Source organism: Mycobacterium sp. Marseille-P9652 (assembly GCF_902652685.1).
Classification (GTDB): Bacteria; Actinomycetota; Actinomycetes; order Mycobacteriales; family Mycobacteriaceae; genus Mycobacterium.
Genome location: NZ_CACRUY010000023.1, coordinates 1 through 13,938 on the forward strand (window position 1 = coordinate 1; position 13,938 = coordinate 13,938).

The 13,938-nt window shown below is 69.5% G+C and carries 13 protein-coding genes; 7 read left to right on the forward strand and 6 right to left on the reverse strand.

The window, feature by feature from the left end; all coding sequences use genetic code 11:
- Positions 1–216: 216 nt before the first annotated feature.
- Together GPY60_RS13935 and GPY60_RS13940 are read right to left on the reverse strand one after the other, a co-directional pair.
- The gene (locus GPY60_RS13935; RefSeq protein ID WP_156688266.1) at positions 217–1,623 is read right to left on the reverse strand and encodes a cystathionine beta-synthase; all 1,407 of its coding nucleotides are present in this window, start codon (positions 1,621–1,623) and stop codon (positions 217–219) included.
- A 209-nt stretch (positions 1,624–1,832) separates the two neighbouring features.
- Positions 1,833–2,912, reverse strand: a complete 1,080-nt coding sequence (locus GPY60_RS13940) for an alpha/beta hydrolase fold domain-containing protein (protein ID WP_156688267.1) — start codon at positions 2,910–2,912, stop codon at positions 1,833–1,835.
- 255 nt (positions 2,913–3,167) lie between these two features.
- On the opposite strand from GPY60_RS13940, the gene GPY60_RS13945 reads away from it, so the two are divergent.
- Positions 3,168–4,133 carry an SGNH/GDSL hydrolase family protein gene (locus tag GPY60_RS13945; RefSeq protein WP_156688311.1) on the forward strand — a complete coding sequence of 322 codons (966 nt, stop codon included), beginning with the start codon at positions 3,168–3,170 and terminating at the stop codon, positions 4,131–4,133.
- Between the two features lie 74 nt (positions 4,134–4,207).
- The gene (locus tag GPY60_RS13950; RefSeq protein WP_156688268.1) at positions 4,208–5,425 is read left to right on the forward strand and encodes an acetyl-CoA C-acetyltransferase; all 1,218 of its coding nucleotides are present in this window, start codon (positions 4,208–4,210) and stop codon (positions 5,423–5,425) included.
- A gap of 88 nt (positions 5,426–5,513) precedes the next feature.
- On the opposite strand, the gene GPY60_RS13955 is transcribed toward GPY60_RS13950, so the two are convergent.
- Positions 5,514–6,383: a DUF559 domain-containing protein gene (locus GPY60_RS13955; protein WP_231639646.1), complete on the reverse strand. Its 870-nt coding sequence runs from the start codon at positions 6,381–6,383 to the stop codon at positions 5,514–5,516.
- A gap of 128 nt (positions 6,384–6,511) precedes the next feature.
- Entirely contained in the window at positions 6,512–7,342 is an 831-nt protein-coding gene (locus tag GPY60_RS13960; protein ID WP_156688269.1) for a Bax inhibitor-1/YccA family protein, read from the reverse strand.
- A gap of 198 nt (positions 7,343–7,540) precedes the next feature.
- Here GPY60_RS13960 and GPY60_RS13965 point away from each other — a divergent pair, with 198 nt between their 5' ends.
- From GPY60_RS13965 to GPY60_RS13975, 3 genes are read left to right on the forward strand one after another with little or no spacing between them, the layout of a single operon-like run.
- A complete protein-coding gene (locus GPY60_RS13965; RefSeq protein ID WP_156688270.1) occupies positions 7,541–8,584 on the forward strand; it encodes an enoyl-CoA hydratase/isomerase family protein in 1,044 nt (347 codons plus the stop codon).
- A gap of 12 nt (positions 8,585–8,596) precedes the next feature.
- Complete coding sequence (locus tag GPY60_RS13970) at positions 8,597–9,379, forward strand: enoyl-CoA hydratase (protein ID WP_156688271.1); 783 nt, start codon at positions 8,597–8,599, stop codon at positions 9,377–9,379.
- A 9-nt stretch (positions 9,380–9,388) separates the two neighbouring features.
- Entirely contained in the window at positions 9,389–11,149 is a 1,761-nt protein-coding gene (locus GPY60_RS13975; protein WP_156688272.1) for an alpha/beta hydrolase, read from the forward strand.
- Positions 11,150–11,245: 96 nt separating this feature from the next.
- On the opposite strand, the gene GPY60_RS13980 is transcribed toward GPY60_RS13975, so the two are convergent.
- Together GPY60_RS13980 and GPY60_RS13985 are read right to left on the reverse strand one after the other, a co-directional pair.
- A complete protein-coding gene (locus GPY60_RS13980; RefSeq protein ID WP_156688273.1) occupies positions 11,246–11,680 on the reverse strand; it encodes a rhodanese-like domain-containing protein in 435 nt (144 codons plus the stop codon).
- Positions 11,677–12,252 carry a cysteine dioxygenase gene (locus tag GPY60_RS13985; RefSeq protein ID WP_156688274.1) on the reverse strand — a complete coding sequence of 192 codons (576 nt, stop codon included), beginning with the start codon at positions 12,250–12,252 and terminating at the stop codon, positions 11,677–11,679. Before GPY60_RS13985 ends, GPY60_RS13980 begins: the two co-directional genes overlap by 4 nt.
- A gap of 152 nt (positions 12,253–12,404) precedes the next feature.
- Between GPY60_RS13985 and GPY60_RS13990 the strand changes: the two genes are divergently transcribed.
- Both GPY60_RS13990 and GPY60_RS13995 read left to right on the forward strand, forming a co-directional pair.
- A complete protein-coding gene (locus GPY60_RS13990; RefSeq protein WP_156688275.1) occupies positions 12,405–12,809 on the forward strand; it encodes a lipoprotein LpqV in 405 nt (134 codons plus the stop codon).
- Between the two features lie 91 nt (positions 12,810–12,900).
- A complete protein-coding gene (locus GPY60_RS13995; protein WP_156688276.1) occupies positions 12,901–13,935 on the forward strand; it encodes a patatin-like phospholipase family protein in 1,035 nt (344 codons plus the stop codon).
- Positions 13,936–13,938: the final 3 nt, after the last annotated feature.

The window sequence follows — 13,938 nt, forward strand, 5'->3', positions numbered from 1 at the left end:
GTTCGCCTGATCCGCAGTGGGAAGGGTTGCCATGACCGACCAGCCGCCGCCCGGCGACCCGGGCGACTCTGGGGGCGGCGGATAGGCGGCGCCGGGCGGCGGCTGGTCGGTCATGGCAACCCTTCCCACTGCGGATCAGGCGAACTGGGCGGCATTACAGTACCTGAGGCCCAAGCGGCCGGGCGAGAGCTGCGTCACACCCCCGGGAGCGACACGCTAGCGGCGGCCGGCCAGCCCGCGCGCCCCCTCGGAGAGGAAACCGAGCAGGTCATAGCGGGTGATGACGCCCACCGGCTTGCCCTCCTCGACCACCATCAGGGCGTCCCAGTCGCGCAGCGCCTTGCCGGCCGCGCTGACCAGTTCACCCGCGCCGATCATGGGCAGCGGCGGGCTCATGTGCTGCGCGACGGCGTCGGCCAGCTTGGCGCGACCCTCGAAGACGGCGGACAGGAGTTCGCGCTCCGAGACGCTCCCGGCGACCTCGCCGGCCATCACAGGCGGCTCGGCGCCGACGACGGGCATCTGCGACACCCCGTATTCGCGCAGGATGCCGATGGCGTCGCGCACCGTCTCCGACGGGTGGGTGTGCACCAGGTCGGGCAGCGCCCCGGACTTGTCGCGCAGCACGTCGCCGACGGTGGACTGCGCGGTCGACCCGTCGAGCCGGCTCCGCAAGAACCCGTAAGACGACATCCAGGCGTCGTTGAAGATCTTGGACATGTAGCCGCGCCCGCCGTCGGGCAGCAGGACGACGACCAGCGAATCCGGTCCGGCCTCCTCGGCGACCTTGATCGCGGCGACGACCGCCATCCCGCACGAGCCGCCGACCAGCATCGCCTCCTCGCGGGCCAGCCGCCGGGTCATGTCGAAGGAGTCGGAGTCGGACACCGCGATGATCTGGTCGGGCACGGAGCGGTCGTACGCGTCCGGCCAGAAATCCTCACCGACCCCCTCGACCAGATACGGCCGCCCGGTGCCGCCCGAGTACACCGACCCCTCAGGGTCGGCGCCGACCACCCGCACCGCCCCGCCGGACACCTCCTTGAGGTACCGGCCGGCGCCCGAGATCGTCCCGCCGGTGCCGATGCCGGCGACGAAGTGCGTGACCTTGCCGTCGGTGTCGGCCCAGATCTCGGGACCGGTGGTGGCGTAGTGGCTGGCCGGGCCCTCGGGATTGGCGTACTGGTCGGGCTTCCACGCGCCGTCGATCTCCTCGACGAGCCGGTCGGAGACGCTGTAGTAGCTGTCCGGATGGTCGGGCGGCACCGCCGTCGGGCACACGACGACCTCCGCGCCGTAGGCGATCAACACGTTGCGCTTGTCCTCGCTGACCTTGTCCGGGCAGACGAACACGCACTTGTAGCCGCGCCGCTGCGCAACCAGCGCCAGGCCGACGCCGGTGTTGCCAGACGTGGGTTCGACGATGGTGCCGCCCGGCTTCAGTAGCCCGCTGGCCTCCGCGGCGTCGATCATCTTCACCGCGATGCGGTCCTTCGAGCTGCCGCCGGGATTGAGGTATTCGATCTTGGCCGCCACCGTGCCCGCACCCTCGGGGACGACGGAGTTCAGGCGAACGAGCGGCGTGCCGCCGATGAGGTCACTGATGTGCTGCGCGATCCGCATGCCTTCATCGTGTCAGGCATGCAGGACCGGCGCACAGGCGCTAGGTCGGATTGCGCGACTCCTCACTCGCGCCGCGCCGGCGCTCGCCGTCGTCGCGCTAGGTCGGATTGCGCGACTCCTCACTCGCGCCGTACCGGCGCTCGCCGTCGTCGCGCTAGGCCCGATGGCGCGACTCCTCACTCGCGCCGTACCGGCGCTCGCCGTCGTCGCTAGCCGGTGGCCTCGCGGATGTAGTCGCCGATCTGGCGCAGCGAACGGATCGCCTCGGGCAAGATCGGCGCGGCGAGCTGGAAGTCGTGGACCTGGCCGGGCCACACCCGCACCTCGGCCGGCACTCCGGCGGCCGCGAGCCGGCTCGCCGCCAACTGCGCGTCGTGCAGCAGCACCTCGGATCCGGAGACGTGGATGAGCGTGCGGGGCAGGCCGGGCTTGATGTGCTCCAGGGGCTCGTAGATGGGCTCCGGTTTGCCGCCGACGGTGTTCTTGCGCGCCGCGCCAGCAACCAGATCGATCAGGGCGTCGAAGGCCTTCGGTGGGAACATCGCGTCGGTCTTGATGTTCGGGTGCGCCTGCTTGAATTCCTTTGCTAGTTGCAGCAGTGGCGAGATCGCCACCAGCGCCGCCGGCACATCACCTTCGCCCTGTGCTTCGGCCAGGAGGCGCTGCGCCAAGGCCAGTGCGAGGTAGCCGCCCGCGGAGTCCCCGGCGAGCACGATCTGGTCGGGCTTGAACCCCCGCAGGCGCAGCCATTGGTACGCGTCGTAGCAATCGTCGAGGGCCATCCCGATCGAGTGCTTGGGAAGCAGCCGGTAATTGACCACCAGCACCGGCGCGTCAGCAAACTTCGACAGGGCCTCGACCAGCCGACCGTGCGAGTTTGCTCCGCAGGTCAAAAAGGCGCCGCCGTGCAGGTAGACAACCACCCGGCGGGTGCCGTCGGCCGGCAGCACCCCGGGTGCGCGCACCAGCTGTGCCGACGCGTTGCGAAGGTTGACCGTCTCCCGGACCGTGGCCGAAACCGGCAGCAGCACGCGGGCCGCGAGGTCGATGAGACCCCACGGCCAGGGCAGGTTGGGAACGTAGCTGCCGACGGCCAGAACCGGCCTGATCGTCACGCGCGAGGCGAGCGTAGCTACCCGCGCCGCGACACTCGGCCCGGACTCGAGGACCTCGACCGGTGCACCGTCGCTGATGGCGAATCGTCGTGCTTCAACTTTACGTGCCCGGAGGACTTCATGTGGCCGAACGGAATACCGCGGCGACCCGGACACCTTGCTCGGTGCGGTCATGCTCCACACTCCTACGTCTTTGTAGTGCGATACAGCATGTAACGAGGCAGCCAAGCGTCTGGTTTATCCCGAGTTCTCCAGCCGTTCAGCGGCGTTGCAGCCAATGGCTAGAACTTAGCTTGGCAGCCGATTGTGAGCAGGGCATTTGAAGAATCTGTTTCGATACCACATTTCCGTCGCACCGTGACCACTTTGTTGATTAGGCGCCCGCGCAAACCCTGAAGCCGAACTAAACTTGACCGCGTGACCATCCGGGTGCCGCGTCGTTCGACGATCGCCCTGGCCACCGCGGGCGCTCTCGCCTCGACGGGCACGGCCGTCATCGGCGCGCGAAACCTGCTAGCCGGCCAGGCGGCGCACACGCGCACCGTCATCCCCAAAGCCTGGGACATCCCCCCGCGCGCAGACGGCGTCTACGTCCGCGGCGGCGAGCCGGTTCAGCGGTGGCAGCGCGGCATGTCCGTGGACGTGCACCTGATGATCTTCGGCGACTCCACGGCCACCGGGTACGGCTGCATGAGCGCCGAAGAGGTGCCGGGCGTGCTGATCGCCCGCGGCCTCGCCGAGCAGACCGGCAAGCGTGTGCGGCTCAGCACCAAGGCCATCGTCGGCGCGACGTCGAAGGGCGTGTGCGGCCAGGTCGACGCGATGTTCGTGGCCGGGCCCCCGCCGGACGTGGCCGTGATGATGCTGGGGGCCAACGACGTGACGGCCCTCAACGGCATCAGCCAGTCGGCCCAGCGGCTGGGCCTGACCGTCCGGAAATTGCGGGCGCGGGGCGCGGTCGTGGTGGTCGGCACGTGCCCCGATCTCGGTGTCATCAGCGCGATCCCGCAGCCGCTGCGCTCGTTGGCCCACGAGCGCTGCGGGCAGCTCGCGCGCGCCCAGACCGCCGTTGTCCGCGCGGCCGGCGGCGTGCCGGTGCCCCTGGCGCAGCTGCTGGCGCCCAAGTTCCGGGCGACGCCCGAGCTGATGTTCTCCGCCGACGGCTACCACCCCTCGGCGACCGCGTATGCGCTGGCTGCCGACGCGCTGCTGGCCGCGCTCTGCGACACCCTGGGCGAGACGGTGGAGCACCCGCTGATCACGCTGCCCGCGCCGTCGCCCGCGCCGTTGCCGGATCGGCGCCAGACGCGGCTCAGCATGATGTCCAAGGTGTGGCGGCGGCCGATCTCCGGGGTGAGCGGCCCGTCCTCGTGCCGCCCCGTCGCGGGCGACTAGATTTGTCGTAGCCCGTCGGGTGGCCGGACCACCCGCTTGTTCAGCGAGCCCGTATCCCATTGGAGGGAACCGTCATGCCCGAAGCCGTCATCGTCTCCGCCGCCCGTTCGCCGATCGGGCGCGCCATGAAGGGGTCGCTGGTCAGCATGCGACCGGACGACCTGGCCGCGCAGATGGTGCGCGCCGCGCTCGACAAGGTTCCCGCGCTGAACCCGCATCAGATCGACGACCTGATCCTGGGCTGCGGGCTGCCGGGCGGTGAGTCCGGCTTCAACATGGCGCGCGTGGTCGCGGTCGAGCTGGGTTATGACTTCCTGCCGGGCACCACGGTCAACCGCTACTGCTCGTCGTCGCTGCAGACCACCCGGATGGCGTTCCACGCGATCAAGGCGGGCGAGGGCGACGCGTTCATCTCCGCGGGTGTCGAGACCGTGTCCCGCTTCGGCAAGGGCAATTCGGACTCGTGGCCGGACACCAAGAATCCGCTGTTCGACGAGGCCCAGGAGCGTTCGTCGGCCGCGGCCGCCGGCGCCGACGAGTGGCACGACCCCCGCGCCGACGGCAACCTGCCGGACGTCTACATCGCGATGGGCCAGACCGCGGAGAACGTGGCGCTCATGACCGGCATCAGCCGCGAGGACCAGGACCACTGGGGGGTGCGCAGCCAGAACCGCGCCGAAGAGGCGATCAACAGCGGGTTCTTCGAGCGCGAGATCACCCCGGTGACCCTGCCCGACGGCACCACCGTCAATAAGGACGACGGGCCGCGCGCGGGCACCACCTACGAGAAGGTGTCCGAGCTCAAGCCGGTGTTCCGGCCCAATGGCACCGTGACCGCGGGCAACGCCTGCCCGCTGAACGACGGCGCCGCGGCGCTGGTGATCACCAGCGACACCAAGGCGAAAGAGCTGGGCCTCACCCCGCTGGCGCGCATCGTGTCCACCGGGGTCAGCGGGTTGTCGCCCGAGATCATGGGGCTGGGACCGATCGAGGCGTGCCAGAAGGCGCTGGCCCGCGCCGGCATGTCGATCAACGACATCGACCTGTATGAGATCAACGAGGCGTTCGCCGTGCAGGTGCTGGGCTCGGCCCGCGAGCTGGGCATGGACCTGGACAAGTTGAACGTGTCCGGCGGGGCGATCGCCCTGGGTCACCCCTTCGGCATGACGGGAGCCCGCATCGCCACGACGCTGCTGAACAACCTGCAGACCCACGACAAGACGCTGGGCCTGGAGACCATGTGCGTCGGCGGCGGCCAGGGCATGGCGATGGTGATCGAGCGGCTCAGCTAGCACCGCGAGCGTTGACTCTGCGTTCCTGGCGGGAAAGTTCGAGTAGGGGCCACCTTCAGCGCAGAGTCAACGACCTTTTGGCGACCCTTCAGCGATCCGTTAGCTCGGTCCAGGCGCGTCGCACTCGGCGTATCACGTCGGGTCCCCGGTGCGCCGCCACCACTCGGATAACGGTCCAGCCGACCCTGTCGACGTACTCCAGCCGGTCTACGTCGATGGCGAACTGCCGCCGATCCGTCCTGTGGTGGTCCCCGTCGTACTCCACCGCCAGCTTGATGTCTTCCCAACCCATATCGAGGAAATAGCGGGGGAATCCGTCGGCGCCCAGCACCGGGATCTGGGTGCGGGGCTTTGGAAATCCCGCGCCGACCAACATCAGCCGCAGCCAGGTCTCCCTCGGCGACTGGGCTCCGGCGTCGACGAGCTCAAGCGCTCGCTCCAGCTGACGCAGCCCCCGCGTGCGGCGGTGCTGTGCCGCGAGTTCCGCAACGTCGCGCACCTTGAAGTCAGTAGCAGCGGCCAGGGCGTCGAGACGGGCGACGGCGGGCCCTGTAGGTCCGCGCCTGCCGATATCAAAGGCCGTACGCTCCGGCGTCGTCACAGGAAGGCCGTCGACGTGCTGAACCTCGCCGCTCGACAAGAGCTCGTCGCGCGTGATCACCCCGCGCGGCGCTCTGGCGTTGTGCCAGATCAGTTCGACTGGCGCATTGTCATCGACCCACATAGCGCCATGCAGCGCCGAGGCCGCCGCTCCGGCGATCACGGCCTGCCTCCGCGACCATAGCCACGCCGCGATAGTTCGTTGCCGCAGCGCGGGCTGTGACCGCTTGTCGATGTACACATTCGGCATCAGCGCCCGGTAATGGGTGCGCAGCTCATGCCGGCTGAGAGCCCCGGAGGCCAACGCCTCGGTGCCAAGGAACGGGCGACTGGGCGGCAACATGCCCGGCATCGTCATAGCCCCCACCGACATCGTCCTTGACTCTGCGACTGGGGCGACAAAGTGCGAGTAGCGCCCGCCATACGCGCAGGGTCAACAAAAAACCGGCGCGCCTATCGACGTGCCGGTTTTCGTGTCAAGCCGGGCTAGTCGTTTTGCAGGTAGCTCAGCAGACGCAGGATCTCGAGGTACAGCCAGACCAACGTCACGGTCAGGCCGAGCGCGATGCCCCACGCCGCCTTCTCCGGCGCGCCGGCGCGGATCATCTGGTCGGCGGCGTCGAAGTCGATCAGGAAGCTGAAGGCGGCGATCGCGATGCACACCAGCGAGAAGATGATGGCGATCGTTCCGCCGCTGCGCAGACCCAGGCCGGTGCCATGGCCCACGCCGAACATCGCCAGCACCAGGTTGCCGAGCATCAGGGCCAGCACGCCGAACAACGACGCGACGACCATCCGGGTGAACTTGGGCGTGACGCGGATGGCCCCGGTCTTGTAGACGACGAGCATGCCGAAGAACACCCCGAAGGTGCCCAGGACGGCCTCGCCGATCAGCGCGCCGGCGTTGGTACCCGACACCGCGAAGTTGGCGAAGACGAACGACACGGCGCCCAGGAACAGGCCTTCGAGGACGGCGTAGCTCAGCACCAGCGCCGGGTTGTCCTGCTTGCGGCCGAGGGTCGCGACCAGCACGAGGCCGAGGCCGCCGAGCGCGCCGACGAGGGTCAGCGGCATCGCCAGCGCCACGTTCGACGCCACCAGGAAGTAGGAGACCACCGCGCTCGCCGTCAGGACGGCCAGCGTCATGCCCGTCTTGGTGACGACGTCGTCGATCGTCAGCGGACGCGACGCCCGGGTCTCCTGGTAGGGGGCGTACGGGTCGTAGCCCTGCATGGGGGCCGCGCCAGTGCCGAACTGCGCGTATCCGCCCCGCTGCTTGGGCAGCGAACGAAATACCGGGTTGCTTGTCTCGCGCACCGTCGGATCCTCTCTTATGGCTGTGGTTCGAACTGTGCGAACAACTGCTCAACGATCAGCGGACCGCCCGGGTTCCCGGCTTGCAACGGACTTGGCTGCTCGCGTCGGGACAAACATAACCCTTACCCGCAAGCATCGCCTCACCCGTGACGATCTAGATTGCTGGTCGAGACCGGTCGGCGATGGGAGGGCCAGGGCGTGACGGGTTCGGAGGCATCGGACGAGGTTCTGACCCGCGTCGACGGAAACATCGGCCTGATCACGCTCAACCGCCCCAAGGCGATCAACTCGCTCAACCAGAACATGGTGGACCTGCTTCGCGCGGCGCTGAACCGGTGGGCAGGCGACGGCGACGTGCGCGCGGTGGTGCTCGCGGGGGCCGGGGAACGCGGCCTGTGCGCGGGGGGCGACCTGGTGCCGCTCTACCACAGCATGCGCAACGACGGTGTCGAGGCGCGGCGGTTCTGGCGGGACGAGTATCTGCTCAACGGCCAGATCGGCCGGTTCGCCAAGCCGTATGTGGCCCTGATGGACGGCATCGTGATGGGCGGCGGTGTCGGCGTCAGTGCGCACGGCAGCGTCCGGGTGGTGACCGAAACCTCGAAAGTGGCCATGCCCGAGGTCGGCATCGGCTTCATTCCCGAGGTGGGCCAGATGTACCTGCTCTCGCGGGCGCCCGGGGCGCTGGGCATGCACGCCGCGCTGACCGGGGCGCCGTTCACCGGCGCCGACGCGATCGCGCTGGGTCTGGCCGATCATTACGTGCCGCACAGCGAACTCGACGCGTTCACCCGGACGATCGTCGCCGACGGCGTCGACACCGCGGTGGCCCGACACGCGATCGAAGCGCCCTCGAGTGAGCTTGCGGCACAACGGGACTGGATCGACGAGTGCTACAACCGCGACACGGTGACCGACGTCGTCGCGGCGCTGAGGAAACATGACGCGGGCCCGGCCAGCGATGCCGCCGACCTGATCGCCGGCCGCTCCCCCATCTCGGTGTGCGTGACGTTCGAGGCGATGCGGCGCGCCGCGAAGATGGAGACGCTGGAAGACGTTCTGACACAGGACTATCGAATGGCCTCCGCCGCGTCGCGTTCGCACGATTTCGTGGAGGGCATCCGCGCGCAGATCATCGACAAGGACCGCAACCCCAAGTGGTCCCCGGCGTCGCTCACCGACATCACCGCGGCAGACGTCGAGGCGTATTTCGCCCCCCTCGAAGATGACCTGACGTTCTAGAAAGGTGGCCCAGTGACCGATCAGAGCTACGAAACCATCCTCGTCGAGCGCGAGGAGCGCGTCGGAATCATCACTCTCAATCGGCCGCAGGCACTCAACGCGCTCAACAGCCAGGTGATGCGCGAAGTCACCACCGCCGCAACGGAGCTCGATGACGATCCCGGTATCGGGGCGATCGTCATCACCGGTTCGGCCAAGGCGTTCGCCGCCGGCGCCGACATCAAGGAGATGGCCACCCTGTCGTTCGCCGACGCGTTCGGCGCCGACTTCTTCGCGCCCTGGGGCAGGCTCGCTTCCGTTCGGACGCCGACGATAGCCGCGGTGGCCGGGCACGCGCTCGGCGGCGGCTGCGAGCTCGCGATGATGTGCGACCTCATCATCGCGGCCGACACCGCGAAGTTCGGTCAGCCGGAGATCAAGCTCGGCGTGCTGCCGGGCATGGGCGGCTCGCAGCGGCTGACCCGCGCCATCGGCAAGGCCAAGGCCATGGACCTCATCCTGACCGGGCGCACCATCGACGCCGCGGAAGCCGAACGGAGCGGCCTGGTTTCGCGCGTCGTTCCCGCCGACGACCTGTTAAAAGAGGCCAAGGCCGTGGCGACCACCATCTCGCAGATGTCACGGTCGGCCTCCCGAATGGCCAAGGAGGCCGTCAACCGCGCCTTCGAATCCACGCTCGCCGAAGGCCTTCTGTACGAACGCCGGCTGTTCCACTCGACCTTCGCGACCGACGACCAGTCCGAGGGCATGGCGGCGTTCATCGACAAGCGGCCCCCGAACTTCACCCACCGGTAGGCGGTTGCGATGAGTGAGCCGGGCTCCGCGACCACCGCCGCCGCAGACGAATCCGCCGTACCCGCGGCCGGGCAGTCGGAGCCCCCGGCGGCCGCCACCCACGCCGCCCCGCCGTCCGAGGCGGCCCGGGCCAAGAGCCCTTGGTGGGTAAGGCATTACACCTTCATGGGAACCACCGTCGGCCTCATCTTCATATGGTTCTCCATGACGCCGTCGCTGCTGCCCCGCGGCGCGCTGTTCCAGGGTTTGGTCAGCGGGTTTTCCGGGGCCATCGGCTACGGGCTGGGCGTGTTCGCCGTCTGGCTGTACCGGTATCTGTGGGCCAAGCCGTCCAGCCCGCCGGCGCCGCGCTGGGCGTGGATGGTGCTGATCCCCGTCGGGGCGGTGGGCATGGTGGTCATGGCCATCGGCTTTCACAACTGGCAGGACGACGTCCGCGATCTGATGGGCGTCGAACACCTCAAGTGGTACGACTACCCGGTGGCCGCCGGGTTGTCGCTGGTGGTGCTGTTCACGCTGGTGGAGCTCGGGCAGTTCATCCGCTGGCTGGTCAGATTCCTTGTGGCACAGGTGGACCGGTTCGCGCCATTCCGGCTCTCGGCCACCATCGTCGTTGTTCTGCTCGTGGTACTCACGATCACGCTGCTCAACGGCGTGGTGCTCAAGTCGGCGATGCGGACCATGAACAGCACCTTCGCCGCCGCCAACGCCGAGATGAATCCCGACACCGCGGCCCCCAAGACCCCGCTGAGGTCCGGGGGCCCGCAGTCGCTGGTGTCCTGGGAATCGCTGGGCCGTGAGGGCCGCATCTTCGTCGGGGGTGGCCCGACCGTCGACCAGCTCACCGCGTTCAACGGAACCCCGGCCGTCGAGCCGATCCGGGCGTATGCCGGCCTCAACTCGGCCCAGGGCATCACGGACACCGCTGAATTGGCGGCGCAGGAACTGCAGCGCACCGGGGGGCTGCAGCGCGCGGTCGTCGCGGTGGGGACGACGACGGGAACCGGGTGGATCAACGAGGCCGAGCCGTCGGCGCTGGAGTACATGTACAACGGCAACACCGCGATCGTGTCGATGCAGTACTCGTTCCTGCCGAGCTGGCTGTCGTTCCTGGTCGACAAGGAGAACGCCCGCCACGCGGGTCAGGCGCTGTTCGAGGCCGTCGACAGGCTGATCCGCCAACTGCCCGAGGGCCAGCGGCCCAAGCTGGTGGTGTTCGGCGAGAGCCTCGGATCCTTCGGGGGCGAGGCGCCGTTCATGAGCCTGAACAACGTCCTGGCCCGCACCGACGGCGCCCTGTTCAGCGGTCCCACGTTCAACAACACGATCTGGACCGACCTGACGGCCACGCGCGACGCCGGCTCCCCGGAGTGGCTGCCGATCTACAACGCCGGCAAGAACGTCCGATTCGTCGCCCGCCCAAGCGATTTGGCGCGGCCGAACGGCCCCTGGGACCATCCGCGGGTGGTCTACCTACAGCACGCGTCCGACCCGATAGCGTGGTGGACCCCCGACCTGTTGTTCGCCCGGCCGGACTGGCTGCGTGAGAAGCGGGGCTATGACGTGCTGCCGGAGACGGAGTGGATCCCGGTGGTGACGTTCCTTCAGGTCAGCGCGGACATGGCGGTGGCGCTGGATGTGCCCCCGGGGCACGGCCACAGCTATGTCGCCGATGTGGCCAACGCCTGGGCCGCGGTGTTGCCGCCGCCCGGCTGGACGCCGGAGAAGACGGAGCGGCTGCGGCCGCTGCTGCACGCCAGCGAGAGCTGACTTTCTGGGCGCGGGCGACCGTGTGTGTACGACGACACGCCGTATTTCGCGTGCGTATGCGGTCGCTCGCGAGCGAGGCGAACGAGGCGACGCCGACTAGAGCCAGCGACGGCCCGGGGCGCCGGCGTCGGCGAAGCCCGCCGCGCCATCGCTCAGCCGGTCCAGCACCCCGCCGGCCGCCAGGGCGCGGTAACCGCCGACGACATCGGTGGCCCGGTGCAGCCCGATGTCGAGCAGCGCGGCCGCCGCCAGGCTGGAGGTATAGCCCTCCGAGCACAGAATCACCCATTCGACGTCGTCGCCGGTGGCCTGGGGCAGGCGGGCGTCGCTGGTGGGGTCGCACCGCCATTCCAGGACGTTGCGCTCGATCACCAGTGCGCCCGGCACCTCCCCCTCGCGGGCGCGCTGGGCCTGCGGCCGGATGTCGACGAGCACCGCGCCGCGCCGCAGCGCGTCGGGGACCTCCGCGGCGGGCAGCCGGCGGAAGCGGCGGCGGGCGGATCTCAGGACAAGGTCGATGCGGCTGGTCACTTCCCCTCCGGTTGGTCGGTCAGCTCGGTCCGGTTGCGGCGCAACCTGTTTCGCTCGGTCACCTCGTAGTACGACATCGCGGTCAGCGGCGGTGAGTAGGCATGCACGCTGAGCGTGCGCGGCGACGCGCCCACGGTCACCGGCGAACTCGCCGGCCGGGGCGCCCACACCACGTCGTGCACCCAGCCGAGCGGGAAGCCCGCCTGGTCACCGGCATCGAGGCGGCGGTGACGCAAGGCCCTTCCGTCCCAGCGGAACTCGGCGAGCGACCCGGAGAGGACGGTCAGCGCGCCCAGCGACCCGCCATGGTCGTGCAATTCGGTGGGGTGACCGGGAGCCCAGCTGATGAGCCAGATGTCGAGTTCGTCGTCGCCGTGAATGCGGGTGAACCACCGTTCGGACTCCGGTAGCCCGCCCGCGGGGAGCAGGTGGTCGCAGCGCCCGCCGAGCACGGCGTCGGCGGCCTGATCGGTGGCGCGCAAGAGGTCGGGCACCCGCAGGGGCGTCGGCCCGGGCGCCGGTGACGGGAGCGCCGGGGGCAGCACGGCGAGACGATCGAGAAGCAAGGACATGTGGGAGAACTCCAGAAAGAACGGATGGGCAAGCGGCGGCGCGTCAGGGCCGACAACACTCGCAGAATCCGAACCGCTCCATCACGGCCGCCAGTGTTGCATAGATTGGCAGGGTGCGCTGGTGCAGTAGTCGGCTCCCACGGTGGGGCGCGGTGGTCCTCGCGGCAGGTTTCCTGGCTGTGACGGGATGCTCACAGCACGCCCCCAACGCCAAGCCGACGCCCGCGTCGCCGCGGCCGTCCGGCATTCCCGCGGGACCGAACTCGGCGCCGCCGGGCTCGATCGGCCTCTCCCCTGCCGGCGTCACCACCCGCGTCGACATCCCCGCGGATTCGACCGAGGAGGAGTATTACCAGGCCTGCCACGCGGCGAAGGTGTGGATGGACGCCCAGCCCAAGACCGGTCAGTCGCCCGTCGAGCCCTATCTGGCGATGGTGCAGGCGTCCCCGTCGGGAACCCCGGGCAGCTGGAACTCCCGCTGGGCCGACCTCACCCTGGCGCGGCAGGCGGCCGTGATCACCGCGGCGCGTGCGGCCGCCGACGACGGATGCGGCTAGCCACCGCCCGTCCCACGCGCAATTCAAATCACAGGTACCCAAAGTGGCGGCCCGGGCGGTGGAAACCCGCTCACTTCCGCAGAATGAGGGCATGACATCGGGATCGGTCGCGGCGCGCCGGTCGTCGCCGACCAGGGTCGCGCTGGCGCTCGGCAGCGGCGGCGCCCGCGGCTATGCCCACATCGGGGTGATCGAGGTGCTGCGGGAACGCGGCTACGACATCGTGGGCGTCTCGGGCTCGTCGATGGGCGCATTGGTCGGGGGCCTGCACGCGGCCGGACGCCTGGACGCGTACGCCGACTGGGCGAAGTCGCTGACGCAGCGGACCATCCTGCGGCTGCTGGACCCGTCCATCACCGCGGCGGGGGTGATGCGGGCCGAGAAGATCATCGACGCCGTGCGCGACATCCTCGGCCCGGTCGCGATCGAGGACCTGCCCATCCCCTACACCGCGGTCGCGACCGATCTGCTGACGGGAAAGTCGGTGTGGTTCCAGCGCGGTCCGCTCGACGAGGCGATCCGCGCGTCGATCGCGATACCCGGGGTGATCGCGCCGCACGAGGCGGACGGCCGCCTGCTCGCCGACGGCGGCATCCTGGATCCGCTGCCGATGGCGCCCATCTCGGCGGTCAACGCCGACCTGACGATCGCGGTGAGCCTCAGCGGCAGCGAGTCGCTCGGCCACCGCGCGGCCGAACCCGGGGTGACCGCCGAGTGGTTGGGCCGCATGGTGCGCAGCACCACCGCCCTGCTCGACACGGCCGCCGCCCGGTCGCTGCTCGACCGGCCGACCGCACGCGCGGTGCTGAGCAGGTTCGGCGCCGAGATCCCCGGGGAAGAGGACGACGGTGGCGACGAGGACGAGGCCGCCGCGGAGGTTCCGAAGCTGGGCAGCTTCGAGGTGATGAACCGCACGATCGACCTCGCCCAGTCGGCGCTGGCCCGCCACACGCTCGCGGTTTATCCCCCGGACCTGCTGATCGAGGTGCCCCGCTCGACGTGCCGGAGCCTGGAGTTCTACCGGGCGGTCGAGGTGATCGACGTCGGGCGGGACCTGGCCCACCGGGCGCTGGACGCCTTCGAGGAGGGATCCGACGACGGCGCCCCCGCCGCCATCGAGGGCTGACCC

What these genes read in the sequence shown, in the direction of transcription:
- GPY60_RS13935 (WP_156688266.1), bottom strand. Translation starts at nt 1,623, where the DNA reads ATGCGGATCGCGCAGCACATCAGTGACCTCATCGGCGGCACGCCGCTC.
- GPY60_RS13940 (WP_156688267.1), bottom strand. Translation starts at nt 2,912, where the DNA reads ATGACCGCACCGAGCAAGGTGTCCGGGTCGCCGCGGTATTCCGTTCGG.
- GPY60_RS13950 (WP_156688268.1), top strand. Translation starts at nt 4,208, where the DNA reads ATGCCCGAAGCCGTCATCGTCTCCGCCGCCCGTTCGCCGATCGGGCGC.
- GPY60_RS13955 (WP_231639646.1), bottom strand. Translation starts at nt 6,383, where the DNA reads ATGACGATGCCGGGCATGTTGCCGCCCAGTCGCCCGTTCCTTGGCACC.
- GPY60_RS13975 (WP_156688272.1), top strand. Translation starts at nt 9,389, where the DNA reads ATGAGTGAGCCGGGCTCCGCGACCACCGCCGCCGCAGACGAATCCGCC.
- GPY60_RS13985 (WP_156688274.1), bottom strand. Translation starts at nt 12,252, where the DNA reads ATGTCCTTGCTTCTCGATCGTCTCGCCGTGCTGCCCCCGGCGCTCCCG.
- GPY60_RS13995 (WP_156688276.1), top strand. Translation starts at nt 12,901, where the DNA reads ATGACATCGGGATCGGTCGCGGCGCGCCGGTCGTCGCCGACCAGGGTC.